Genomic DNA, 25,224 nt, shown 5'->3' with positions numbered 1-25,224 from the left:
TGTACCCCTTGGCAAGAGGGCGCGAACTATACGGAATATATTTTTGACTGACAACTCTTTTTTAGAATTATTTTTACCAAAAAAAATAGAGCAATATTTGAACAATTATAAGCAGCGCAACTAAGGGCATGGCCCAACGGGAAATTTTGGAAACTTCCTCTGGACTGTAGCTTTTCCCGTAACGTTCAAGTACAGGAATTAAAATAAACAACGCAATAAACAATATTCCCAATATAAGCAATAGATTCACTGTGTTTTACTCCTCTCTGGTTTTTACCTTTCCACTAGTTCAGAGTGTGTTATCACACAATTTCTCCCAGCATCTTTTGCTTTATACAGTGCTTTGTCTGCGTTTTCGAATACTTCAGCTATTGTACTTTCACCTTTAAAGGCACAAATCCCGAATGATGCGGTAACGGTTATGGGTTCTTTTTTAAATCTGAAAGCGGTAGTGGCAATTTTTTGCCTTGCATTATCAATTGCTTTTTCTGCCAAAGATATTTCGATATTAACCATAATTAATACGAACTCTTCACCTCCATACCTACAAACTAACCCCAAATTTCCTAATGCTTTTTTCAAGATTGTCGCAACAACTTTTAAAACACGATCACCAGTTTGATGGCCGTACGAATCATTAAATTTTTTAAAATGATCGATATCGCACACACATATCATTAATGGCTGTTTGGTAGATTTCCATCGCTCGTATTCTAAATATATTTTTTGATTATAACTTTCACGATTGGGTAAGCCTGTCAATGGATCGTGTAATGACCTGTACTTATGCAACTCCAACTCTTGCTTTATCTTATTATTCTCTTCTGCCAGCAACTCTAATTGTTTTAAGAGCTCTCCTTCATAATTTTCGTCCACTTGGCTTTCAACAAAGACATCGAAGGTATTAAATTGCTGCGCAAGCTCATCCAACCCTTCATTCACTGAGTTTTTTAGCAACTCTAACGTATCAATTTCATTAATGTCACTTTTTAACTTGTTTAAACCGTCGTTTAAATTATTTTTGCAATGTTGCAAATCTTTTATCTGCTCAGCTTTTATCTTATTTTTTCGACTGTATAAATCCGCTAATTTTTTTAATTCTACGTCAACCCAATTTAGATATTCTTCGAATTCTTTATTCGTCGTAGCTAATGCTTGTAAAAACAAATCTCGAACATCTTCCAAAACTACCACTACTTCAAACCAATTCAACCCATGATCTAAACGTTGTTTGGTTGCAATGAATTTTTCGCGGACACAATCTTCAATTTCAACACTGGTTATCATCTCATCGAGGATTTTTACAACCTTTTGCTCAATACTGGTAAATTCTTTTGAAGCAGGAGAATTATTATCTTCAATTTTTTTTTCGATCTTACGATATTTTTCCTCTACAAAATCGTCTGTTTCTTTTCGCTTAAGATCACTGATCTCTTCATCCGTATCAACTATCTCATCATGCTGCGGGTTTATTTTAGGTTCTTCTATTACACTAAATTCACCTTCAATTATTTCCGACTCTGATTCTTTTGGCGTTTCGTTGGGTGATTTTTTATCGAGAGGAGCTTCAGTTGGTTTTTCTTGGTTGTTATTCTGAGGTGTAACTTCTTCCTTTATTTTTGCTTTTGTGCCTAGAATTTTTTGCCACCAGGTTGGCCGCGACTCAATGATATCGCTAAGTGTATTCGAATGAAGTTCCGATATCTCGCGCAGTAACTGAGGGTAAGCGTGAATATTTTTTGCTCTTTGGTTCAGTTGCTTGCCAAACTTCTGAATCTTTTGTTTTGTAGATGACTCTGGATTCAGCGATATTAATGACGAGACAAGGTTATCGAACGCCTCTTTGGTTACCGATTCGCGAGTCGCACGCCGACTGATCACCTTTTGTGCAACCGTTGCTAGGCTGTCGGCCTTAATCGGGCCCGAACTTCGGCTGATGATTTTTTTAAAAATCTCATCAAGATCAGGATCAACGGTCTCACAGGCGCGAGCAAGTACAGAAATGTTTTCTTGAAGCTTGTTGATCTGATTTTGGTATCGTCGCTGTTGTGTTTCTTGCTCATCTAACGCCGATAGATATTTGTCACGCCAGTTGGTGCTCATCATACCTCCTAACTTGAAATTACAATTCAGTATAGATGGCACTGGACTATGTTGATTTGACAAATTGAAGGTAAAAAAAAGCCCAGTTATAAACCGGGCTTAACAACGTAAATTCTGTTAGCTGTGTATATTTTAACTTTGCTTTTCAGCTCTGATTTTATCAACCAAGAACTTGGCAACCTTTAACATACCTTCTTGACCGCCAGCCAAACCTGAAGCTACTCGATACTTACCATCAACAATGATTTCTGGAGTGCCTTGAATACCGTAGCTACGTGCACGTGAATTGGCCTGATTTACTTGGCTAACCACACCGAAAGAGTTGTAGGTCTTCTTGAAGGTTTCTGCATCTACGCCAAAGTCGGCGAAAAATTCACCAAGCGTTTTCTCGTTGGCAAGTCGTTTACGATCTATATTAAGGGCATTGAAAAGCGGTTGATGAAGCTGATCGTGAATGCCTAAAGCTTTAGAAACATAGAAAGCACGGGCATGAACTTCCATAGGTGCATTCCAGATAGCTGGAGACTGTACGAACAATACGTCTTCAGGCAGCGTTTTTTCCCATTGCTGGACCATAGGCTCAAACGCAAAGCAGTGGCCGCAGCCATACCAGAACACTTCCGTCACTTCTATTTTGTTGGGATCTTGAGTTTGAACCGGTTGCTTGATCACCTGATAATGAACACCTTCTTGGTATTCTTCTTGAGCCTGAACGCCAAAAGCCATCGCTAATAGCATCATGAAAGTGCTCAAAGTGATTCCTATCAATCGCATTATCTTGTTCTCCAGTAAAAATTTTCTTGGCCCTTAGACATAAATATAGAGATCAGTTCCAAGAATATATGTGTATTTTCTTATGAGGTTTAGGATCACGGTATTGGTTATTAGTTTCTAGCGGCCTGTAAAAACTGTACAAACATCCAAAAAGCTGAACCCTATTTAGAACGAATATTTCGGCATATCTTTCAGGTATAAGTTTCAGACATAAAAAAAGCGGCCTAAGCCGCTTTTCTATTGATGCTAGATCAGTTAAGGCCAGCAATGAAGTTTGCTAATCCCACTAACTCCGCATCACTTAGGTTAGCAGCAACTTTGCGCATAATTGCTTGCTCGCCATCATTGGTTCGCTCACCAGCGCGGAAGGCACGTAGCTGTTTTTCAACATACTGTGCGTGCTGGCCACTCAAACGTGGAAAGCCTGCTGGTGAATTACCTTGCGCGGTTGGAGAATGGCAACCCATACACGCTGCAACACCGGTCTCTTTATTACCGGCGCGGAAAATTTCGCGACCAAGCTCTAGGCCATCAACCTTAACACCGGCATTGGTAAGTACTTCAACAGGTTTAGCACCGCTCAACTGCATGGTTTGGCTGTCGAAATAAGCTGCGATGTCTTTTAGGTCTTGATCGCTCATATTAGTAAGTAGGCCAGTCATCTCAAGGACTTGACGACGACCTTCTTTAATATCAGTTAATTGCTTGTACAAATATTTATCACCCAAACCTGCTAGTTTAGGAAAGTTTGGTGCTGGCGAATTACCATCGACACCATGACAGGCAGCACACACGAGAGTTTTTGCTTTACCTGCTTCAGCGTTGCCTTCGGCGAGAGCTGTTTGCGCGCCGATTAAACAAACTGCGACCATGAATACTTGCTTAACTGTCTTGTACATTGGCTAATCCGTAAGGTTTGTCAGTTCAAATTCTCTCAGGTGTTGGCGGCATTGCGCCTATTTTTTTAGATATCCAACACTACTTCAGCGGGCAGCACCGGCAAAAATACACCGTTATTGCTAACCCCTAAACTCAAAAGCCCGATATTATATACAAAGCCTTGCTTAAGGCACTAATTTTTATGAAGACCTGCCCAATTGCCGATCTATGTCAAAACTTGATTTTACCCAAGCCGCTTTCTTTCAAAGCGCACCAACTCTCGCTACTTGTCCGCCTGAACAAGGGTCTGAAGTAGCATTTGCCGGCCGCTCCAACGCCGGAAAGTCCAGTGCCATCAATTGCCTAACAGGAAACGGCAAACTCGCACGCACCAGTAAAACCCCAGGTCGCACTCAGCTGATCAACTTTTTTAACATTACGGACGAACAGCGTTTAGTGGATCTTCCCGGTTACGGCTTTGCCAAGGTTCCATTAGCAGTAAAGAAAGAGTGGGACAAAAATTTATCGCAATATTTGCGTGAAAGGAGAAGTTTAAAAGGATTAGTACTGCTAATGGATGTGCGTCAACCGATGAAAGAGTTCGACACCATGATGATCAATTGGGCGGTAGAAGTTGACATGCCTGTCCATATTTTGCTCACCAAAGCGGACAAACTCAAAAAAGGCCCCGCGAAAACAACGCTATTAGATGTACGCAAACACTTAAAAGAAGCCGATGTCGATGATTTAATCTCAGCCCAACTTTTTTCTTCTCTGAAAAAAGAAGGCGTTGAGGAATTGAAAAGTGTTTTATCGAAATGGTTGACGATACCAACCAAAGATATCGAGACCTCGCCGGATACAGAAAGCCCTGAGTAATTCAGGGCATTTTATTCTGTTGGTTTAAAGTAATTTTTTAGAGCAATTTTTTTATTCGGGCGCTGTTGCCGTAACAACGGGTTCACTGGCGAAGCGATCACGAACGCTCAACAAGGTTGGGTATTTGTCGAAGGAGTATAACTTTCTGAATTCGGCCCAGTCGATGAGAGTAATCAAACACAATGTTGCGTAGTTGAGCTCTTCAAATGCACCGGCTTTTGCTTGTGTTTCTAACCATGCCAAGCTATCTGGAATACGCTCATGCTGGAGCTTAAACATCAACACGTCTTCGCTGGTTTCCAATTTTGAGTTGTTACCCAAAAATAAAATAATCAGCGCGTCGGTTACCGAGTCGACCGCGCTTATTAAATTGTGTTGATCCAGCGTTGGTTTTGGTAAATCCAGTTTTTCTAACAAGTAATTAGCGATTACGTGCGAATCAAAAATCGTTTTATCGCCATCAATTAAAATTGGCAGTTTGCGAATAGGCGTTAATTTGGCAAATTCGGCCCGCGTTTTATCGTCGTAAACATTGACAACTTCAAATTTAAAATCAGTGCCTTGCAACAGCATTCTGATACGACGCACGTATGGAGAAGGCTTCGATCCGTAAACTGTGATGCTCATAAATCTCTCCTAAATTGATCTTGTTATTTAATTAATGGGCTTCGTCCCAATTATTTCCAAATCCTGCTTCTACCAATAAAGGCACGCTTAATTCAGCCGCCGACGACATAATTGCGCACACTTTTTCTTTCACGAATTCCAGTTGACTCTCGGCAACTTCTAGAACCAATTCATCGTGAACCTGCATAATAATGCGTGCATCGGTAGCGCTGTCTTGCAACCAGCCTTCCACTAAAATCATGGCCTTTTTGATGATGTCGGCAGCGCTGCCTTGCATAGGCGCATTGATCGCTGTGCGCTCGGCGGCTTGGCGACGCATACCATTGGTGGAATTAATTTCGGGTAAATACAGCCGACGTCCCATGATGGTTTCAACATAACCGCGTTCTTTGGCGCTGGCTCGAATCTCATCCATATACTCGGCAACGCCGGGATATTTTTCGAAGTAGCGATCGATGTAACCTTGGGCATCGTTGCGACCAATATTCAGCTGTTTTGCCAAACCAAACGCCGACATACCATAAATTAAGCCAAAGTTAATGGCTTTGGCACTGCGACGCTGATCATTAGTAACGGCATCAACCGAGGTTGAGAACACTTCCGCTGCGGTTGCCTTATGCACATCCAAATCATTTTGGAAGGCATGCAGCAAACCTTTATCGCCGGATAAATGCGCCATTATTCGCAATTCAATCTGCGAATAATCCGCCGCTAGAATTTTATAATTTTCGGGCGCAATAAACGCTTGGCGAATACGTCGGCCTTCGGCATTACGAATTGGAATGTTTTGTAAGTTTGGATCGGACGACGATAATCGACCCGTTGCAGTAACCGCTTGGTGATAAGACGTATGTACTCGACCGGTTTTTTCGTTGCGCATTAATGGCAATTTATCGGTGTAGGTCGATTTTAGTTTTGCCAATCCGCGATATTCCAGCAGTAATTTTGGCAACGGATAATCCAATGCTAATTCTTGTAAAACATCTTCAGCGGTTGATGGCGTTCCGGTTTTGGTTTTTTTAATGGCCGGAATGTTTAGTTTTTCAAATAAAATTGTACCCAATTGTTTGGGCGACGCCAGATTAAATTCTTCGCCTGCCATTTCATAGGCGTCTTTCTCTAGCGTTTTTAATCGAACTTCTAATTCTTGGGAATGCTTTTGCAACAAATCAGTATCAATTAACGCACCGGTTCTTTCTATTTTTGATAAAACCGGTAACAGCGGCATTTCGATATTTTTCAAAACGCTCTCAAGTGATTTTTCGTCACTTAATTCTTGCGATAATTTTTGGTGCAGTTGCAGCGTAATATCGGCGTCTTCGGCAGCGTATGGGCCTGCTTTTTCGATTTCAATTTGATTAAAGGTCAGCTGCTTAGCGCCTTTGCCAGCAATATCTTCAAAATGAATGGTTTGCTTACCCAAATAAAATTCCGCAAGGCTATCCATGTCGTGACGTGTCGCGACGGAATTTAAAACGTAGGATTCGAGCATGGTATCAAACTCGATACCTTGTAAATCTATGTCGTGATTCAATAATACGCTGCGATCGTATTTAAGGTTTTGCCCCACTTTTTTAAGTGCTGGGTTTTCTAACAATGGCTTAAGTTTGGTGAGCAATACGTCTCTGGAGATTTGCTCGGGCGCCCCCACATAATCGTGGCTGCACGGCACATAGACCGCTTCACCGGCATTAATGGCAAAAGAAACACCAACGATTTGTGCTTCCATATAATTTAGGCTGGTGGTTTCGGTATCAAACGCAAAGATGTCGGCCGCACTCAGTTTTTTAAGCCATTCATCCAATTCAGATTCTTCAAATACCACATGGTAATTTGCGGCGCTTGTCTCCGATTCGTTGTTGTTTTGTGTTTCAGCAAGTTGTGGATTGGCAATAATGTTCTCTTGCTCGCGAATCCAACTTTTAAATTCCAGATCGGTAAATAGCTCAAGCAGTTTTTGATGATCTTCTGGTTCGGGTTTTAAGTCACCCAAGGTGATGTCTAAATCAACATCGGTTTTGATGGTCGCTAACTGATAAGAAAGGTAGGCGTTCTCTTTATGCTCTTCGAGCTTTTGGGCCATGGTTTTGGCACCGCGGAAGGAAAGCTCTTTGATTTTTTCCAGGTTGTTGTAGATGTCATCTAAACCGCCCAAACCTTGCAGCAGAGCCAACGCGGTTTTTTCGCCAACACCGGCAACGCCCGGAATGTTATCAACTTTGTCACCCATTAATGCGAGGTAATCAATGATTAACTCCGGTGGAATACCAAACTTAGCTTCAACACCCGCGATATCCATGGTTGTATCAGTCATGGTGTTAACCAAGGTGACGTGACTGTTCACCAGTTGCGCCATGTCCTTATCACCGGTGGAAACCACCACCTCTAAACCGTGCTCAATAGCTTGGGACGTTAGGGTTCCAATGACATCGTCGGCTTCTACGCCATCAATAATAAGCAGCGGAATGCCCATGGCTCGAATAATGTTGTGCAGCGGCTCTATTTGGCTGCGCAAATCATCGGGCATTGGCGGACGATGAGCTTTGTACTCGGAGTACATATCGTTACGAAAGGTTTTGCCTTTGGCATCAAACACGGCCGCGACGGGACTGTTTGGATAGTCTTTCTCCATACGCCGCAGCATATTAACCACACCCTTGATGGCGCCCGTTGGTTGGCCCTTACTGTTGGTCAGTGGTGGAAGCGCATGGAAAGCACGGAATAAATAAGATGAGCCATCAATGAGAATTAACGGTGGGGTCTTGTCTGCCATAATATTTTTTAAAACTTAAATGTAGATCGGATAAAAAAGCGTATTTGGATCGCGCTGTAAACTAGGGTTTAGCACTTAAACATTGCTGAAATTGATGTCCCAATGTTTTTATTAAATCACTATAGCTAGTTGCGTTTTGCCCTAGGATATCAATTTCAACCATGGTTAACGCGAATTCATCGCGCAATCTTAACGCTTGGGATTGTCGGTAATAGGGTTCAACCAGCAAACACTGTGCATGAGTGAGTGTTTTACGCAGCTCTGCAAGATGCTTTGCGCCAGGTCTCTGCTCCGGTGTTTTGGTAATGACTTGGTACTGTTGCAAACCAAATCGCTGCTGAAAATGCCCGAGTGCGTCGTGAAACACCACAAAAGGCACGTCGTGAACAGGCTGTAATTGCTGGCTAAGTTCATTGTTGAGCTGATGAATGGACGCTTCGAAGCTCAGATATTGTTCGTCTAATGCTTTTTTGTCTGAGGCTGTCAGCAACTCATTGTCGTTAAGATGTTCAATCACCGCCTTGGCAATAACAAGACTGTTATCGGGGTTTAACCACAGGTGAGGGTCATAGGCGCCGTGATCGTGATCATCATGGCCTTCATGAACATGACTCTCTGCATAACCTACCGGCCATACGATACCCGTTAGCTGACTGGTATTAATGTTGTCCTTAGTGCTCAACACACCCGACAAAAACGGCTCCAAACTCGCACCGACCCAAACCACCGTATCGGCTTTGGCAACCGAGTTGCGTTGTGAAAAGCTCATTTGAAAACCGTGCGGACTTACACCCAACGGCATTAGTCGAGTGACGACGGCGCGATCTTGTAAAAGCTCTTGCAGCAACAAATATAAAGGCTGGTTGCTGGCTAAAACAACGGGCTTAGCTTCCCCAGCATTTACCTTTGCACAAAATAGTGCAATTAAAGTGACGCTCAATAACACACGAAAAGCGTGGTTAAACATTTTGGATAACAAACTCAAAGGTGAATATTCCCTGTTACTTTCTTTTCGTTAATCTAATTAAACACTGGTTGTGGAAATGGTCTAAGATACGCCACCTGTCGCGGCGAAGTCACTCTCACCGCCAAGTTTTTAGGAGTTTTAATTGCAATCTTCCAATGTTGCGCTCGATCAGCCACTGATCAAGGCTAGAGACATTTGTTTCTCACGCGCCAACAAAATCATTCTCGATAAAGTCGATATCGAAATTCTTCCGGCGCAAATTCTAACTCTGATTGGCCCAAACGGTGCCGGTAAAACCACTCTTGTCAGAATTTTGCTGAACCTAGTCAATGCTGACTCAGGCAGTATTGTTACTAAACCGAATTTATCGGTGGGTTACATGCCGCAAAAACTTAGCCTTGATAGTAGTATGCCATTGAATGTACGACGCTTTTTAGCATTAACCGGCGCCAATAAAGCAGAAGTGTCTGAGGCTCTAGAGCGAGTAAAGGTTCCCGATATTGGCAAACACGTTATGGCGCAGTTATCGGGCGGTGAATTACAGCGCGTGATGCTGGCTCGCGCTATTTTAAGAAAGCCCGACCTTTTGGTTTTGGACGAGCCCGTGCAAGGCGTTGATATTGCCGGGCAATCAACACTCTATCGATTGATTGGCGATTTACGCGGCGAGCTTGGTTGCGCCGTACTGATGATCTCTCATGACTTGCATTTGGTCATGGCGCAGACCGATACCGTTGTCTGCTTAAACCATCATGTATGTTGCCAGGGACATCCTGAAAATGTCAGTGATGATCCTGCGTTTTTAGAGTTATTTGGCCGCCAAACCGACGCCGGCGTTGCGATTTACACACATCATCACGATCACAGTCATGATAATGGTATTTGTGATCACCCCCACGAGAGCGAAACCTAATCCATGCCTGACTTTTTAATCCTGGCGATCTTAACCGGAATTTCCGTTGCCTTGGTTGCAGGCCCTTTAGGTTGCTTCATTGTTTGGCGCAAGATGGCTTACTTTGGCGATACGCTTGCTCATTCGGCGCTGTTGGGTGTGAGCTTTGGTTGGTTACTCTCGATTAATCTAAACCTTGCCGTAACCTGCGGGTGTTTGTTGCTGGCGTTAATCCTAGTCATGCTGCAACAAAAACGAGTGCTGGCTACCGACACACTTCTGGGTATTCTTTCGCATTCAACCCTTGCTCTCGGACTGGTTATCGCAAACTTGCAGTCGAGCATTCGTATCGATTTAAGTGCGTATTTGTTTGGCGATTTGTTGGCGGTAAATTTAACCGACCTACTCACCATTTCTGCGGTAAGTGCTTTTGTGATTACCGCGTTGTGCTTTTTATGGCGCAAACTATTGGCGCTCACCGTCGATGAAGATCTAGCCAAAGTTGAAGGCGTGAATGTGTTTCAGGTTCGAACGTTTTTAATGTTGTTAATGGCGCTGGTGATTGCCATAGCCATGAAGGTGGTGGGCGTTTTATTGATAACGGCCCTGCTGATTATTCCCGCTGCGGCCAGTCGTCGCCTGAGCAAAACCCCTGAACAGATGGCGGTTTTGGCAAGCCTTGTAGGTATCGTGGCTGTAGCAGGCGGGCTGACTGCTTCTTACTGGTGGGACTCACCAGCTGGCCCTTCAATCGTGTTAAGTGCAGCAGTGCTTTTTGGCTTGAGCTTGTTTTTCCGTCAAAAGGTTTAACGCTTCCAAAACATGGGCGAGAAGAGTACCAACAAGGTGAACACTTCCAAACGACCCAGCAACATGGCAAAACACAGCACCCATTTCGCGGTATCGGGAATATCGCGATAATGGGTCGCCACCTCACCCAGCCCCGGCCCTAGGTTGTTAATGCTAGCGCCAACTGCCGAAAACGATGTCAGAAAATCCAAACCCGTTGCCAACAACAGCAAAAACATAAACATAAACGAAATAACGTACACCGCGAAGAATCCCCAAACCGCATCGACGATTCGATCGGGCACAGCTTTGTTGCCAAACTTTACGCTGATGACGGCATTGGGATGAATCAGTCGGTTCAGTTCACGCATTCCCTGCTTTAACACCAGCAGCACACGCACTACCTTCATGCCGCCACCGGTGGAACCCGCGCATCCGCCCATAAACGACATGTAGAACAAGAAAAACGGTAGGAATGCTGGCCAAATACTGAAATCGGCCACACCGAATCCGGTGGTTGTCAGTAATGAAACCAGCTCAAAACTGCCCTGCCAGAAAGCTACGGTGGGTGAATAGGTATTAGTGATCACCAAGTAAAACACCGTCACCGCCATGCCAAAAACAATCACTTTTAAATAGAAGCGGCATTCGGGATCACTCAAATAATGCTTAAGCTGGCGCTCACGCCAAGCAAAAAAGTGCAGCGCAAAGTTAATGCCCGACAGCACCATAAACACCATGCAAATCGCCATGATTAAATGGCTATCAAAGTAGCCGATGCTGGCGTCGTGAGTGGAGAATCCACCAATGGCCACCGTTGCATAGGCATGGCCAATGGCATCAAACAACGTCATTCCAGCGGCCCAGTAACTCAAAGCACACAGCAGCGTCAGATTAAAATACATAACAAACAGTGCCTTAGCGGTTTCGGTGATGCGCGGTGTTAATTTTGAGTCTTTAACCGGTCCGGGCGCTTCGGTGCGATACAGTTGCATACCACCAACACCTAACATCGGCAAAATGGCAACGGCAATCACGATAATCCCGATGCCTCCCAACCATTGCAGCTGCTGGCGGTAATACAAAATAGCCCTAGGTAGATCATCCAAACCTGTAATCACCGTTGCACCGGTGGTGGTTAATCCTGATAGGGATTCGAACAAAGCATCGGTAAACGACAGGTTCGGACTGTGCGAGAATAAAAAAGGTAGCGATCCGAACAACCCCAGTACAAACCAAAACAGTGCCGTGATGATAAAACCATCGCGAGTGTGAAGGTCTTGCTTGAGGTTATAAAACGGTAACCAGAATAAAAATCCGGTAAAAAAGGTGATAAGAAAGGCGAGCAAAAAAGCCGGGTAACTCTGGTCGTTAAACCATAAAGACACACCCACAGGCGGCATTAGCGTTAAGCTAAACAGCATCAAAAGCACGCCTAAAACCCGAGAAATTACGCCAAAATGCATGAGTTACTGTTTTTGCCTTTGCAGATGAACGCTAAAAGAAACTGAATCCAACCTGGAACAGTTTTTCTACGTCGCGGGTGAATTTTTTATCAACTAAGAAAACAATTACGTGATCACCGCTTTCTACCACCGTGTCGTCGTGAGCGATAATCACCTTGGGAACGCCCTCTTCTTCACGCACGATAGCGCCAATTGTCGCGCCCTGCGGTAGATCGATGGTATCCAGTGTTTTTCCAACCACTTTCGATGATTTTTCATCGCCATGAGCGATAACCTCGATGGCTTCTGCCGCGCCACGGCGAAGGGAATGCACATTAACCATATCGCCACGGCGAACATGGGTGAGCAAACTGCCGATGGTGGTAACCTGTGGAGAGAAGGCAATGTCAATTTCACCGCCCTGCACTAAATCAACATAGGCTGGATTGTTAATCAACGCCATCACCTTACGTGCCCCCAAACGTTTGGCGAGCATCGACGACATGATGTTGGCCTCGTCGTCGTTGGTGAGCGCTAAAAACACATCGGTATCTTCGATGTTTTCTTGCACCAGCAAATCTTGATCGGAAGCGCTGCCGTGTAAAACAATGGTATGGGTTAACTGTTCGGCCAAATGCTGGCTGCGCTCACGGCTGTATTCGATAATTTTTACGCCGTAGGATTTTTCTAACTGTTGCGCAAGACCAGCACCGATATTACCGCCGCCAGCAATGAGTATGCGTCGGTACGGACGTTCTAACTTGCGCAGCTCACTCATTACCGCGCGAATATCGCTGCGTGCGGCAATAAAGAACACTTCGTCGTCGGCTTCGATAACCGTGGAGCCTTCCGGCATGATGGCGCGATTGCGTCGGTAAATCGCCGCCACTCGCGTATCAACCGCAGGCATATGCTGACGTAAATAACGTAACTCTTGCCCAACCAGCGGCCCGCCGTAATAGGCTTTTACCGCCACTAGCTGCGCCGCACCGTCGGCAAAATCCAAAACCTGTAGCGCGCCGGGCTGCTGAATTAAACGATAGATATTGTCCGAGACCAGTTTCTCTGGGCTGATTAAAACATCAATGGGAATTCGGTCGTTTTTGAAGAGTTCAGGCTTATCGAGGTAGGCGCGTTGGCGAATGCGAGCAATTTTGGTGGGGGTATTAAATAGACTGTGCGCCACTTGGCAGGCGATCATGTTGATTTCGTCGTTACTGGTAACGGCAATCAACATTTCGGCATCTTCAATACCGGCTTGAATCAAGGTTCGCGGATGCGAAGCTTCGCCGGTAACAACACCAATATCGATACGATCTCGCAACTCACGCAGCCGAGCTTCATCGGTATCGACAATGACAATGTCGTTGGATTCGTTCGTTAGGTTTTCAGCAAGAGTGCCGCCAACCTGACCAGCTCCAAGAATAATAATTTTCATAATGAAATAACAAAACGCTAATCCTGATCATTGTCGCATAAATTCTACAATTTGTGACTCACACAACCAGTATCAGCAAAGATCAACCACCCAAGTAGCGAATGCCCAAAACGTATAACGCACCAAAAATCAAAATCATTGTGCCCAAACGATAGGGTTTAAAATAACTGATTAGCTCGGTTTTTTCGGTATTATTAAAGAACTTCGCCGAAAATCCGTATAAAAATGCTGTGCCAGCGATGCAAATTACCCCTGTGATATTCGTGGCAAGCGAATGCCACTCAGCTGAGCCTTTCGCCGTTATTAATAGGATGATAAACGCTAAAGTATTCGCCCAACCTAAAACACGAATCACGGTAAGAGCTTTAATGTGCGCTTGCGGATTATCTGATTCCGTCTCGGGTGACATTTTGGGAAGGTTATTATCCGTCATGGTGATTATTAACTGTTGTTTTTGAACCCATGTTTTTGAGCCTAATAGGCTTAAGGAACCTCTGATTAACTCATCCTTGATTTAATCAGAGGGCAGAAATTGAAAATGTGATTTCCAATTTCTTCACAATTTCAATCACTTACAGTTCTTGAAATTGGCGACACATCCTTGTGTCGCGAGAAACTCTAGGTTAATCAGAGTTTCCTTAATTAAAAATCCAGCAGATGAAAGCAAGCTAGCACTGGGCTTTTTCTAACACGCAATAATAAAAGCCGTCGTGACCGTTGGTTTTTGCCAAAAGTTGTTTGCCGTGAATCTGCTCTATTCCCCAAAGCGCATCGATTTTTATCTCAACAGCATCGGTTTGTTCTGTTAAAAAGCGTGCGATGTTTTCGGTATTCTCTTCGGGAAAAATAGAACAGGTCGCATACACCAAGCGTCCGCCAGGCTTAAGTTTTGTCCACAGTGATCGCAGGATTTCTAACTGCAAATTTGCCAGCGTTTCTATTTGGTTTGCCAAACGCAGCAACTTGATGTCGGGATGGCGACGAATAACTCCCGTTGCCGAGCAAGGCGCGTCCAACAAAATACGATCAAACAACACCGACCCATCACACCATTGCTCCGTCACCAAGGCATCGCCGGCCACCAAACTCACCGACTTACTGGAATCTTCTGCGTATTGATGAACCAAAACCGTGTCGTATTGAAACTCAACACCGGCACGGACCAGATTTTCTTCCACACGTCGTAAGCGCTTGTTAGAAATATCCAAACACGCCAAACGGGCAAGCTCGGGCTCGGCCTCTAAAATATGCAATGTCTTACCGCCGGGAGCGGCGCAGGCATCCAATAGGGTTTGTCCGGGTTGTAAATCCAATAAGGTTGCCGCGAATTGCGCAGCTTCGTCTTGTACGCTGCAAGCCGCTTGCTCGAATCCGGGTAGGTTTTGCACCGCCGTTGGTTGGTCTAGGCGAATTCCCACATCTGAAAATTCACAAGCCGTCGCGCCAATGCCTGCATCACTCAACAAACTTAAATAGTGATCGCGCGTGTTTTGCTGTGCATTAACGCGAATCACAAACGGTGGATGGGCATTATTCGCCGCAAACACTTCCTCGGCTTCATTCGGCCAAAATTTGGTAACGGCTTTTATTAACCAATTAGGATGCGCGTACAAACCCTGCTCGTTAAAGTCTATCGCCTGCTGGTTAAGCGCATCTTTTTCGCGCTGATAGCGGCGCAAAAGTGCGTTAATTAATTTAACCGCCCAATGTTTCTGCAATTTTTTAACAGCGTCCACCGTTTCGCTGATTGCTGCATGTTCGGCAATTTCGCTATAACCCAGCTGATAAATACCGATGTACATCAGCATTTCCAGATCGGTATCCTTTTCTTTGAAAGGCTTATCCATCATCTGTAAGTACACTTGCTTGATACGCGGATACCAGCGGCAAGTACCAAAACAGAGATCTTGTAATAAAGCACGATCAACGTCGGCAACTTGTTTGCTGGCATTAGGTAACAACTGGGCTAGCGTTTCTTGATCACGAGCGAGTCTGGTTAGAGTAAGCGCAGCGATTTGACGAACATTGGTCATTGGCGAAGTAATTTTATCAGTGGACTAAAACGGCAACCGCCAGAAATCACCGACGGTTGGTAAATGTTGAATTGGCTTATCAAAGCCTAGGTTAAAGCGCCGATTTAAAAACAAATCCCGGCTGAAATTTATCGCTGTAACCATTAAGTAGATCGGCAATTGCCATAGGTTTTTTGCCAGGAATCTGAATTCTCGATAACACCAGCGCACCTTCACCGCAAGCTACCGCGATTCCAGACTTATCCACTGAGAGAATTTCCCCTGGATTGCTTGATTGTGTCGATGAAACCACCTTGGCATCAAACAGCTTAATACGATCACCATTAAGGTCGCTAAAGCACACCGGAAATGGATTAAACGCGCGGATTTTACGCTCGATAATCTCGGCTGATTCCTGCCAGTTTATATCCAAATCGGGCTTTTCAATTTTAGAAGCATAGTTGGCCGCATCGTGATCTTGAACCTCGGGCACAGCCTTACCTAACGCGAGGTCATCCAAGGCTTTAATCAACGCCGGAGATCCCATATTCATGAGTTTATCGTGCAAACTGCCGCCGGTTTCAGTCGCGGTTATCTCGCACTTAACCACTTCCAACATGGGACCGGTATCAAGCCCCTTCTCCATTTGCATAATGGTCACGCCGCTTTCTGCGTCACCGGCCTCAACCGCACGTTGAATCGGCGCAGCACCTCGCCAGCGCGGCAAAAGTGATGCGTGCACGTTTACACAACCTAAGCGTGGTGTTTCTAGTACCGCTACAGGAAGAATTAAACCGTAGGCCACAACCACCATAATATCGGCACTTAATGCCGCCAACTGGTCGCGATCTTCTTGCGCTTTAAAATTCAGGGGCTGGTAAACCGGTAAATTGTAAGCTTCGGCGACTTGCTTAACCGCGCTCTTTTGCAGCTTTTTACCGCGTCCCGCCGGGCGATCGGGTTGTGTGTAAACGGCAATAACCTTGTGATGGCTTTCTAGAAGAGCTTGCAAATGTGCAGCGGCAAAATCCGGTGTTCCGGCAAAAACAATATTCAAAGAAGATTGGGTCACGTTAGATCTCAGAAATTTTGTGTGTAAGCACTTACATCTTAGTTATGTCTGGCTTAAAGGCGGCGATTATAACGATTCACCGGGAAAGATGAAAAACGAGAAGTCTGAAAAAAGAAAACGAATTTGGTGTGATGATGATTTATGAGGTATCGCGGCCCAGCCACGACACCCAAACATAAAACAGAACACTTGAATATAAAGCTCATTAATGCGCAACTGAGCTTTCAAGAATCTGTTGTTTAAGACGCTTGTAAGCGATGTTGTTTTTCGAGTTTTTTGCGAATGCGATCGCGCTTCATGGGCGAAATGTAATCAACAAATAACTTACCCGACAAATGATCCATTTCATGCTGAATACACACCGCTAGCAAACCTTCTGGATGAATCTCGAAGGCTTCACCGTTACGATCAAGCGCTTTTACGGTCACATGCTTAGGGCGCTCAACGGTTTCGTAAAATCCCGGTACAGAAAGACAACCTTCGTCGTAGCTGAATAAGTCTTGATCAACAACTTGAATTTCTGGATTGATAAATACCCGTGGCTCACTTTGGTCTTCTGAGACATCAATTACGATAATTTGGCGGTGAATATTGACCTGCGTCGCCGCAAGGCCGATGCCTGGCGCGTTGTACATGGTCTCGAACATATCATCAATGATTTTACGTATACCATCATCCACTTCTTTGACAGGTTCAGCCACCTTGCGCAAACGTGGATCTGGAAACTCTAAAATCTCTAACAATGCCATACTTTTATACCAATGATATTCAGGATTAAACGGATTTGACCGATGCCTTTGTGACAAACCTCTAGCAAATACGCAACAACCGCTGCTAACATTATGATCAGGCTCGGATTTTTACTGCAGAAAAGTCCCAGTTTTTAGTCTCGCGACTAAAAATACGCGGTGTCTCACCGCAAATTATCGACCAGAATGCAAAAAGCGTCGATTTTCTGCCGTATGTCAAAGCAAATATTGTGACTAAGTCTTGTTTTGCAACATTGGCCGATCAACCTGCTGGGTTATTTGGCTAAAATATCACAGTCGTTATAGATGCGGCTATTGCCAAAGGACTTTCGTGCTTAGAGACTTAGCTCTTTAAGCCCTTGCAAATACCCAAACGAACTTGGTTAAACCAAGTGCATAGGATCGCGTTCCATGAAAATTCGCTTCAAAAAGCTCGTTTTTTCAGCTATCACCAGTGCTATTTTAAGCTTTTCGTTCAGTGTTGATGCCCTAGCACAGGCGCAATTACGCCAGAACCACCCCGACGAATACATCGTTGTTGAAGGCGACACGCTCTGGGATATCTCAGCAACCTTCCTCGAAAATCCTTGGATGTGGCCAGAAATTTGGCATGTAAACCCGCAAATCAACAACCCTCACCTTATTTTCCCCGGTGATGTGGTTCGCTTGGTTTATCTCGATGGTCAGCCTCGCCTAACTATCGACAAGCGCACGCAACGCCTAACCCCCAGACGCTCCGTTGGCGGCGATCCCAATACCGTTAAATTAGCGCCTGCGGTACGCGTAATTCCGCTGGAAGAAGCCATTCCTGCCATTCCGTTAGACGTTATCAACGCATTCTTAAATCAGAATCGTGTGTTAGAAAAGCCAACTTTTGAACACGCTCCTTATGTGCTCGGCGGCCAAGAAAAACGCATCCTGCTCGGTGCTGGCGACAAGGTCTACGCTCGGGGCGAGTTTAATCCCGATATTTCTGCTTACAACCTTTACCGTCTGGGCGATGAATACGTCGATCCATTAACCAAAGAAGTATTGGGATATCGATCCAAAGATGTTGGCAGCGCCCGGTTAAATGCCTTACAAGGCGAAGTTGCTACCATGCAGATTAACCGTATGGCCGCTGAAATTACCGTTGGTGATCGCTTATTACCCAACGAAGAACGCGCAATCGATCCAACCTTTTTCCCATCAGCTCCTGATGATGAGAACTTCCAGGGTCTAATCCTAGAAGTTCAAGACGGCCTAACCCACGCTGGTAAGTTTGACGTGTTAGTGCTGAATAAAGGCGTTCGCGAGCAACTTGAGCCCGGTGATGTGCTAGCCATCTATAAAGAAGGCGAAACCATTCGCGACCGCATTGCCGATTCCATTGTGCAATTGCCAGAAGAACGTGTTGGTATCGCCATGGTGTTTAGAACTTTCGAGAAAGTCAGCTACGCATTAATTTTAGAGGCCGAGCGCCCCATTAACGTAAACGACAAGCTTTACAGCCCGGTACGCAACTTCTGAAAAACGTACCGCACATCGGAGCTTAACGCCAAGGAGGGCGTGTGATTCAACCAACTATCAATCTTCGCGATTACCTTCCTGAAAGCTCCTTTTCTAACTCGCAACTTGCGGCACTTTTGTTAGAGCAACTCTCGTTTAAATCGCCAACTGAGTTGATCAAACAACTTTGCGCTCACCAAAATGCCGAGCAGCTTCTCAAGCATCCCAATGACGTTTTTCAACTGCTAAAACCCGACTCTGCGGCCTTATTTAAGGCTTATATCAACCACCCAGAAAACTCAGAACTACTACAATGTTTGAGTAAAACCGCTCTGCGACTGCAAGATTTAAACGCCAATGTGATTGAATTTGGCAGTAATAATTACCCAAGATTATTAGCGCAGATATCCAGCCCGCCCCCGGTTCTTTACACCAAAGGTGACACCACCGCTTTGCATCTACCCAATCTCGCAATTGTTGGTGGTCGTAACTGCTCGGAACAAGGCACACAAAACGCACGCGCATTTGCCAAACACCTTGCCACCAATGGCTTTGTGATTACCAGCGGCTTAGCACTTGGAATCGATAGCGCCGCGCATCTTGGCGCACTAGACGCCATGGGCAAAACCCTTGCGGTTATGGCAACGGGAATTGACCAAATTTACCCGGCGTCTAACCGAGCATTGGCCGAACAAATTATTAACAGAGGTGGTTGTTTAATCACAGAATTCCCTCTCGGCGCAAAACCACTCAGATCGAGTTTTCCAAAGCGCAACAGAATTATTTCCGGCTTAAGCCTCGGTACCTTGGTGGTAGAAGCAAAAATTCAAAGTGGCTCACTGATTACCGCCAACACCGCACTCAAACAAAACCGCGAAGTTTTCGCCATACCCGGATCCATTCATAATCCACTTGCAAAAGGCTGCCACCAACTCATAAAACAAGGCGCAAAACTGGTTGAAAGCAGCCAAGACATTATTGATGAACTGAGCGGGTTATTAGCCGAAAAACACCAAGAATTAATCGAGCTACAGCAGCTAAATGGTAATGACACAGCTCCTCAACTGCCTCTAACACCCGAGCAAAAATTACTTCTCAACACCATCGGCTTCGAAAGCATTAGCATCGACCTATTGGCAGAAAAAACTCAAATACCTGTTGAGCAACTATTAGTAGAAATTTTAAATCTAGAACTGGATGGATTAATTAGCCATATCGACGGAAGGGTAGAAAGAATTATTAAATAAAATTTTTGAACACATATATAATTAACACATTGAATCCGCAAAATACCTTTATTGCTCATCAACCACTCTATTCCACACATTCTCAAAACCTTGTTGCTCTATCAAGCCGGAAATAGACAACATTAATTTCTCGTTCCAAAACTGGTTCGATTCTTCAAATAGCGATGCTCCGGTATGGTTCTCTAGCTCAATAGACATATCAACCATGCGCCAAAAGAAACGGCTGAGGTATTCGGCATCTTCGCGCGAAATAGAATTAACCGTTGTAATTATCTCCACAATTTTTTGATCATTTAATAGGTTAACGAAATGCAGTAAATAATCATATTCCTTTGGCAAATAAAAATTCATAAAAACCTTCCCAATCTGACATTCACCAAGACATAGAATCTGGAGTGGCAACAACTTGATCTACACCATCAATTGCCGGTAGCACAAAGTTTTTAACTTGGTTGTAAATTAACTCGATATTTTCCATACCCACATAATCACGCACTTCGGTTAAATACTGTTTTATATTTTCGTTGATTTTTTCAAGTTTTAATTCTGGAATATCCTTTAATTTAAATACCTCTAAAACCTGCGCTCTTTGATTACGGTTTAATTCGTTTACGTACTCCAGCCAAATTAACATCACCAATCGCGAGTAGGGTTTTTGATCTTCCTGCGATTTTTCAACGTCGTCTTCTGCCACAAAACAATGACGAATTAACGCATAAGCATTGGTTAAGCGTTTTAACCGGCGCGGGTTAGATATATTCAGCCTTTTAACCCATTCGATAAATAGCTTTTCTTGTTGTTTGCTTAAGCCTTTTTGATAACTGCTTTCAATTATTTGTAAGTCTTCTGGAGGAGTTTCTTGATGATTTTCAGCTTGCTTTTCTAGTGGCAAATCAGGTTTAGATTTGATATTTTCAGGTTTGTCAGACCCATAATTTTCTAGATTATCGCTATTACTGTTTCCAGAGTCCTCGTTAGATTGTGTTGTATTGTTGGTAATTGGCTGCCCGTTAGAATCACCAATAGAACCATTTATTACCTTGGGTTTTATTATCGATTCTATATCTTGTAACTCTTTATTGGATTTTACGTCTCCAACTTTTTGCCATTCATTACGCAAAAATTTCTCTACGTCGTCTGCAGCCGGTTCTTCGAGTGTAATGGGTAAATGAATCACCTTACCGAGATAATCCCGTGCAATGCCAATGGGGTCTGCTTGGTGATGTTTAGAGATATCTTGGTAATGCAATGCTAAAGATGCCAACGCAATGCGTTGGTCAATGGCAATAATCACGATTACATTGGGTAAATCCATCACCAAACGCACGGCCTCAAAGGTTTTTACCACACCTTCGTGACTGCAACGGTCGAGATCATCAACCACTAATAAAAATCGTTGGTTATCAAGCTTTTTTGCATAAAAAAATCCGGCATGCATATCACGATGAGAATGTTCTAATCGTAATTTAATTAACGTTTCTAACTGCTCCCGCATTACGGGAATAGTACCCAAATGCTCGCCAAAATGGGGTAAGCGTAAATAGGTTTTAAAATCTTTGGCTAATGGATGGGCTAATAATTTTTTACCTTGATCTCTTACAATTAGCGCGATTGCAGCAATATCAATTCCCCACAGTATAATTTTTTCCTCGCCGCTTATTTGCTGTGAGGCGACAAAACCAAAAATTAAAATCGCTACAAGAACAACAAATAAACAAATTAGTTTAATTTTATGTTTGGCCCAAATGTATTTAAACGTTAATACCCATTTTAAATACCACGGTAGCCCCTTTAGTAAACCACCAACCACTTCGTGAGCCAGACCTGCCTGAATATTGCTACTCCGTTCGTATTTCCAAGCATTAAACTCGGCGACAATAAATTGAGTATCATCGGTTTTTTGGCGAGTTTGTTTAACATTGTTCGCAAGTATTAATTGTTTTTTTATTAATTCTACAAAAGTTGATTTACCCATACCCCAATCACCAAATAACCCAATGGTAATATGGTTTTTATTGGCTTTATCCATTAACCAATTTGCTAGGGCTTTAGCGATTGGTTCGCGATTAAGGTGATCTTGGTTGCTAGCGACCTCAGACGTAAATTGTGTTCCTGGTTTATATTTTTCAACTTTTGGGTAATCTCTTTTAGAGAAATAATCTCTTCTTTCTTCCAGTTTTTTCCAGTTGAGATTTAAATAGTCGCTATAATCGAAACCCGAGAACAATTTTTTTAAAATTTCTGTTTCGAGATCCAACTTTCGTTCGGTAAAATATTTATACATCAACGATTTCTGAATTTCATATGTCCCTTTAACCTCAAAATTCCACAATGGATAGGTATAGAGTCTTTCTAAATTTTGGGATTTTTGAATATCATCTATAAAGGCAATTTTGTAATATTTGGAGAAGTCGCTAGGTAAATGATCTCCTCTAACAGCCCTAGAAAAAGCATTGTCAGCTTGAGTAACGGAATGCTCATACTTATCATTATAATTAATGAAGTCTATTACACGGCCGTTAGAACTAATTACATCGGCTGCTGTTGCTGCATATCGATTCCTATTGTTGCCCATAGCATTTCTGCCGATACCAATTGTGCCCGACAGTTGGGTTAAATAGTCGTTATCATTTAATAGACTCTTCTTAAAGCACAAACTTAACCACAGTGTACGCCACAATATTTGGGTAAACTCTTCATTTCTACCCATAAAATGGGTGCTACCTGATTCATCAAAAATAAAAGGATATAATCTAAACGCTTGTCTAGTACTAATAGCAACCAAACGTTCTACATTCACGTTAGCAATTCTAGAGAGTGCTATTTTTATTTCGTTATCATCCATTATTTTCTCTCTAACAGTTTTAACCCTGTTCTATCTTATATACTCTGGTTATTTAATTGGATTAGGTTAATTTGGCTATGCAGCATTGGCTTTTAAATTCTAAGGTTATTCAAGCAACCCAAGCCCTACATCGTGGCGAGGTAGTCGCCTACCCCACCGAGGCCGTTTGGGGTTTGGGTTGTGATCCGTTTGATGAGCAGGCGGTGTTTAAAATTCTGCATTTAAAACAAAGACCCTATAAAAAAGGCGTTATTTTGGTTGCCGCTAATATTGAGCAATTATTACCGTTTTTGAAAGGTCTTTCTAATGAACATTTACACACATTAGAGCAGTCTTGGCCGGGGCCAAATACTTGGGTGATTCCCCATAACGGTACTGCACCGCCTTGGGTTCGTGGTGTGCATCAGTCATTGGCTGTGCGCGTAAGCGATCACCCGGTTGTACAGGCGCTGTGTACTCGTTTTGGCGGGCCGATTGTGTCTACCTCCGCCAATCCCGGCGGCTTACCCGCGGCAAAAACCCAACTGCAAGTGCGTAAATATTTCCCCGCCGAACCTTTATATTATGCACCGGGCCAAGTTGGTAATTTGCAATCACCCACTCAAATTCGCGACCTTTTAAGCGGTGCTGTCTTGCGTTGCGCTTGATTTATCTCATTTATTCCATACTCTTGCTTGTTACACTGCGCGCGTTCGGTTCGGATACCAACACGCAAGTTTTCTAACGTCTAGGGACGAAATAAAGAGGCATAAAACAATGAGCACCGTGGACAAAGCCGCTGTTAAAGCGTATTTACTTAAGGTACAAGACGAAATTTGCAGCGCTTTAGAAAAAGTAGATGGCAAGGCAAAATTTGTTGAAGAGAACTGGGAGCGCCCTGAAGGCGGCGGCGGTCGCACTCGTGTCATCGCCAACGGCGGTGTTATTGAAAAAGGCGGCGTCAACTTTTCTCATGTCACCGGTGCTCAAATGCCAGCCTCTGCTACGGCTCATCGCCCGGAACTTGCCGGGCGCAATTTTGAAGCCATGGGTGTGTCACTGGTTATTCATCCAGAAAACCCATTTGGACCTACGAGCCACGCAAACGTGCGTTTCTTTATTGCCGAAAAAGAAGGCGAAGAACCCGTTTGGTGGTTTGGCGGCGGTTATGACCTAACCCCTTATTACGGTTTTGAAGAAGACTGTGTTTATTGGCACCAAACCGCGAAAAACGCTTGTGAGCCTTTTGGCAAAGAAACCTTCCCACGCTTCAAAAAATGGTGTGATGAATACTTCCACTTAAAACATCGCGGCGAACCCCGCGGTATTGGCGGTTTATTCTTTGATGATTTAAACGAGTGGGGTTTTGAGAAATCCTTCGCCTTTATACAATCGGTTGGTAGCAGCTACGCCGAAGCCATTTGCCCTATTTTAGAAAAACGTAAAAACACACCTTACGAACAAAAACACAAAGACTTCCAATTATTCCGTCGCGGTCGCTACGTTGAATTTAACCTTGTGTTTGACCGAGGCACCTTGTTTGGTTTGCAAACCGGCGGCCGCACCGAATCTATTTTAATGTCTCTACCGCCTCTAGTACGCTGGGAATATAACTACTCTCCGGAGCCTGGTAGTGAAGAAGCACGCTTAACGGAATATTTTTTACAAGATCGCGACTGGGTTTGATATTGATTAAATGGTTAGACAAACAAATCCTTAAAATTTGTTTACGGTTAGATGGTAGTTAACTTGTGGTTCAACTAGATTGAAAGAGGCTTACGTTTTAATTAATGGGATTTATTCCTTTTAATTAAAACGTGTTTTTTAGTTGAACCCATTGCCCGAAGTTGACTTAGATTGCATATTGAACATATACAATCGCTACCATTTGATGTTTCCTTGTTGTAAAAACTGCCTAATCCATCATTAATAGCCCGGGCCCACCGGGCTTTTTTTATTGTCCTCTCCCAAACTACCTTTTTTATCGATACGTATTCAAATACTTTTAAAATTTATTCTACATCTAAGATTTAGCATTTGTTAAAAAATTGAAATTTCGTTGAGAAAGCTTCTAACAACGTAAATATATCGATCCCGGTGAGAATCCTAGTTAATTATAATTTTTGAAGATAAAAACATAATATCGATTTCAATCAGTGATCAAATCATTATAGAACACTCTGATTAAGCTAGAGTTTCTCGCGACACAAGGATGTGTCGCCAATTTCAAGAACGGTAAGTGATTGAAATTGTGAAGAAATTGGAA

Annotated in this window: 21 protein-coding genes; 7 read left to right on the top strand and 14 right to left on the bottom strand. The window is 43.7% G+C overall.

Features of this window, described 5'->3' with window-relative positions; all coding sequences use genetic code 11:
- Nucleotides 1–273 precede the first annotated feature (273 nt).
- The 3 genes from ACYQ2C_RS17415 to ACYQ2C_RS17405 all read right to left on the bottom strand — a co-directional run bounded on the left by ACYQ2C_RS17415 (nt 274) and on the right by ACYQ2C_RS17405 (nt 3,776).
- The gene (locus tag ACYQ2C_RS17415; protein WP_460115727.1) at nt 274–2,103 is read right to left on the bottom strand and encodes a GGDEF domain-containing protein; all 1,830 of its coding nucleotides are present in this window, start codon (nt 2,101–2,103) and stop codon (nt 274–276) included.
- Between the two features lie 132 nt (nt 2,104–2,235).
- The gene (locus tag ACYQ2C_RS17410) at nt 2,236–2,856 is read right to left on the bottom strand and encodes a thiol:disulfide interchange protein DsbA/DsbL (RefSeq protein WP_460049014.1); all 621 of its coding nucleotides are present in this window, start codon (nt 2,854–2,856) and stop codon (nt 2,236–2,238) included.
- Between the two features lie 272 nt (nt 2,857–3,128).
- Nucleotides 3,129–3,776 carry a c-type cytochrome gene (locus ACYQ2C_RS17405; protein WP_460049013.1) on the bottom strand — a complete coding sequence of 216 codons (648 nt, stop codon included), beginning with the start codon at nt 3,774–3,776 and terminating at the stop codon, nt 3,129–3,131.
- A 208-nt stretch (nt 3,777–3,984) separates the two neighbouring features.
- On the opposite strand from ACYQ2C_RS17405, the gene yihA reads away from it, so the two are divergent.
- Nucleotides 3,985–4,635, top strand: a complete 651-nt coding sequence (gene yihA, locus ACYQ2C_RS17400) for a ribosome biogenesis GTP-binding protein YihA/YsxC (protein WP_460049011.1) — start codon at nt 3,985–3,987, stop codon at nt 4,633–4,635.
- 51 nt (nt 4,636–4,686) lie between these two features.
- Here yihA and ACYQ2C_RS17395 read toward each other — a convergent pair whose 3' ends face one another.
- From ACYQ2C_RS17395 to ACYQ2C_RS17385, 3 genes are all read right to left on the bottom strand, one after another.
- Entirely contained in the window at nt 4,687–5,262 is a 576-nt protein-coding gene (locus ACYQ2C_RS17395) for a glutathione S-transferase family protein (RefSeq protein WP_460104403.1), read from the bottom strand.
- Between the two features lie 31 nt (nt 5,263–5,293).
- Nucleotides 5,294–8,035 carry a DNA polymerase I gene (gene polA / locus ACYQ2C_RS17390; RefSeq protein WP_460104405.1) on the bottom strand — a complete coding sequence of 914 codons (2,742 nt, stop codon included), beginning with the start codon at nt 8,033–8,035 and terminating at the stop codon, nt 5,294–5,296.
- 61 nt (nt 8,036–8,096) lie between these two features.
- Nucleotides 8,097–9,020, bottom strand: coding sequence for a metal ABC transporter solute-binding protein, Zn/Mn family (locus ACYQ2C_RS17385; protein ID WP_460115726.1), 924 nt, complete (start codon nt 9,018–9,020; stop codon nt 8,097–8,099).
- Between the two features lie 157 nt (nt 9,021–9,177).
- Between ACYQ2C_RS17385 and ACYQ2C_RS17380 the strand changes: the two genes are divergently transcribed.
- Nucleotides 9,178–9,915 carry an ATP-binding cassette domain-containing protein gene (locus ACYQ2C_RS17380; protein WP_460049263.1) on the top strand — a complete coding sequence of 246 codons (738 nt, stop codon included), beginning with the start codon at nt 9,178–9,180 and terminating at the stop codon, nt 9,913–9,915.
- A 3-nt stretch (nt 9,916–9,918) separates the two neighbouring features.
- Nucleotides 9,919–10,704: a zinc ABC transporter permease subunit ZnuB gene (gene znuB / locus ACYQ2C_RS17375; protein WP_460104408.1), complete on the top strand. Its 786-nt coding sequence runs from the start codon at nt 9,919–9,921 to the stop codon at nt 10,702–10,704.
- Here the strand turns inward: znuB and ACYQ2C_RS17370 are convergent.
- The 6 genes from ACYQ2C_RS17370 to def all read right to left on the bottom strand — a co-directional run bounded on the left by ACYQ2C_RS17370 (nt 10,701) and on the right by def (nt 17,399).
- Nucleotides 10,701–12,149, bottom strand: coding sequence for a TrkH family potassium uptake protein (locus tag ACYQ2C_RS17370; protein ID WP_460049005.1), 1,449 nt, complete (start codon nt 12,147–12,149; stop codon nt 10,701–10,703). The genes znuB and ACYQ2C_RS17370 overlap by 4 nt on opposite strands.
- A 31-nt stretch (nt 12,150–12,180) precedes the next feature.
- Entirely contained in the window at nt 12,181–13,566 is a 1,386-nt protein-coding gene (gene trkA / locus ACYQ2C_RS17365; RefSeq protein WP_460049004.1) for a Trk system potassium transporter TrkA, read from the bottom strand.
- A gap of 82 nt (nt 13,567–13,648) precedes the next feature.
- Nucleotides 13,649–13,999, bottom strand: a complete 351-nt coding sequence (locus ACYQ2C_RS17360) for a hypothetical protein (RefSeq protein WP_460104410.1) — start codon at nt 13,997–13,999, stop codon at nt 13,649–13,651.
- Between the two features lie 235 nt (nt 14,000–14,234).
- Nucleotides 14,235–15,599, bottom strand: coding sequence for a 16S rRNA (cytosine(967)-C(5))-methyltransferase RsmB (gene rsmB, locus ACYQ2C_RS17355; protein ID WP_460104411.1), 1,365 nt, complete (start codon nt 15,597–15,599; stop codon nt 14,235–14,237).
- Between the two features lie 91 nt (nt 15,600–15,690).
- Complete coding sequence (gene fmt, locus ACYQ2C_RS17350) at nt 15,691–16,650, bottom strand: methionyl-tRNA formyltransferase (RefSeq protein WP_460104412.1); 960 nt, start codon at nt 16,648–16,650, stop codon at nt 15,691–15,693.
- A 239-nt stretch (nt 16,651–16,889) separates the two neighbouring features.
- Entirely contained in the window at nt 16,890–17,399 is a 510-nt protein-coding gene (def, locus tag ACYQ2C_RS17345) for a peptide deformylase (protein ID WP_460104414.1), read from the bottom strand.
- Between the two features lie 411 nt (nt 17,400–17,810).
- On the opposite strand from def, the gene ACYQ2C_RS17340 reads away from it, so the two are divergent.
- Nucleotides 17,811–18,908 carry a LysM peptidoglycan-binding domain-containing protein gene (locus ACYQ2C_RS17340; protein ID WP_460048998.1) on the top strand — a complete coding sequence of 366 codons (1,098 nt, stop codon included), beginning with the start codon at nt 17,811–17,813 and terminating at the stop codon, nt 18,906–18,908.
- A 41-nt stretch (nt 18,909–18,949) separates the two neighbouring features.
- Nucleotides 18,950–20,134 (top strand): DNA-processing protein DprA, encoded by a 1,185-nt coding sequence (gene dprA, locus ACYQ2C_RS17335; protein WP_460104415.1) that lies wholly within the window; start codon nt 18,950–18,952, stop codon nt 20,132–20,134.
- Nucleotides 20,135–20,182: 48 nt separating this feature from the next.
- On the opposite strand, the gene ACYQ2C_RS17330 is transcribed toward dprA, so the two are convergent.
- Together ACYQ2C_RS17330 and ACYQ2C_RS17325 are read right to left on the bottom strand one after the other, a co-directional pair.
- Nucleotides 20,183–20,485: a hypothetical protein gene (locus ACYQ2C_RS17330; RefSeq protein WP_460104417.1), complete on the bottom strand. Its 303-nt coding sequence runs from the start codon at nt 20,483–20,485 to the stop codon at nt 20,183–20,185.
- Between the two features lie 22 nt (nt 20,486–20,507).
- Complete coding sequence (locus tag ACYQ2C_RS17325; protein WP_460104419.1) at nt 20,508–22,979, bottom strand: KAP family P-loop NTPase fold protein; 2,472 nt, start codon at nt 22,977–22,979, stop codon at nt 20,508–20,510.
- A 77-nt stretch (nt 22,980–23,056) separates the two neighbouring features.
- On the opposite strand from ACYQ2C_RS17325, the gene ACYQ2C_RS17320 reads away from it, so the two are divergent.
- Nucleotides 23,057–23,626, top strand: a complete 570-nt coding sequence (locus ACYQ2C_RS17320) for an L-threonylcarbamoyladenylate synthase (RefSeq protein WP_460104420.1) — start codon at nt 23,057–23,059, stop codon at nt 23,624–23,626.
- A 109-nt stretch (nt 23,627–23,735) separates the two neighbouring features.
- Complete coding sequence (hemF, locus tag ACYQ2C_RS17315) at nt 23,736–24,644, top strand: oxygen-dependent coproporphyrinogen oxidase (RefSeq protein ID WP_460104422.1); 909 nt, start codon at nt 23,736–23,738, stop codon at nt 24,642–24,644.
- Nucleotides 24,645–25,224: the final 580 nt, after the last annotated feature.

The organism is Sessilibacter sp. MAH3 (genome assembly GCF_054658275.1).
This window is presented reverse-complemented; position numbering and strand designations above follow the sequence as displayed.

What these genes read in the sequence shown, in the direction of transcription:
- ACYQ2C_RS17415 (WP_460115727.1), bottom strand. Translation starts at nt 2,103, where the DNA reads ATGAGCACCAACTGGCGTGACAAATATCTATCGGCGTTAGATGAGCAA.
- ACYQ2C_RS17405 (WP_460049013.1), bottom strand. Translation starts at nt 3,776, where the DNA reads ATGTACAAGACAGTTAAGCAAGTATTCATGGTCGCAGTTTGTTTAATC.
- yihA (WP_460049011.1), top strand. Translation starts at nt 3,985, where the DNA reads ATGTCAAAACTTGATTTTACCCAAGCCGCTTTCTTTCAAAGCGCACCA.
- ACYQ2C_RS17395 (WP_460104403.1), bottom strand. Translation starts at nt 5,262, where the DNA reads ATGAGCATCACAGTTTACGGATCGAAGCCTTCTCCATACGTGCGTCGT.
- polA (WP_460104405.1), bottom strand. Translation starts at nt 8,035, where the DNA reads ATGGCAGACAAGACCCCACCGTTAATTCTCATTGATGGCTCATCTTAT.
- znuB (WP_460104408.1), top strand. Translation starts at nt 9,919, where the DNA reads ATGCCTGACTTTTTAATCCTGGCGATCTTAACCGGAATTTCCGTTGCC.
- ACYQ2C_RS17370 (WP_460049005.1), bottom strand. Translation starts at nt 12,149, where the DNA reads ATGCATTTTGGCGTAATTTCTCGGGTTTTAGGCGTGCTTTTGATGCTG.
- trkA (WP_460049004.1), bottom strand. Translation starts at nt 13,566, where the DNA reads ATGAAAATTATTATTCTTGGAGCTGGTCAGGTTGGCGGCACTCTTGCT.
- ACYQ2C_RS17360 (WP_460104410.1), bottom strand. Translation starts at nt 13,999, where the DNA reads ATGACGGATAATAACCTTCCCAAAATGTCACCCGAGACGGAATCAGAT.
- rsmB (WP_460104411.1), bottom strand. Translation starts at nt 15,599, where the DNA reads ATGACCAATGTTCGTCAAATCGCTGCGCTTACTCTAACCAGACTCGCT.
- def (WP_460104414.1), bottom strand. Translation starts at nt 17,399, where the DNA reads ATGGCATTGTTAGAGATTTTAGAGTTTCCAGATCCACGTTTGCGCAAG.
- ACYQ2C_RS17340 (WP_460048998.1), top strand. Translation starts at nt 17,811, where the DNA reads ATGAAAATTCGCTTCAAAAAGCTCGTTTTTTCAGCTATCACCAGTGCT.
- ACYQ2C_RS17330 (WP_460104417.1), bottom strand. Translation starts at nt 20,485, where the DNA reads ATGAATTTTTATTTGCCAAAGGAATATGATTATTTACTGCATTTCGTT.
- ACYQ2C_RS17325 (WP_460104419.1), bottom strand. Translation starts at nt 22,979, where the DNA reads ATGGATGATAACGAAATAAAAATAGCACTCTCTAGAATTGCTAACGTG.
- ACYQ2C_RS17320 (WP_460104420.1), top strand. Translation starts at nt 23,057, where the DNA reads ATGCAGCATTGGCTTTTAAATTCTAAGGTTATTCAAGCAACCCAAGCC.
- hemF (WP_460104422.1), top strand. Translation starts at nt 23,736, where the DNA reads ATGAGCACCGTGGACAAAGCCGCTGTTAAAGCGTATTTACTTAAGGTA.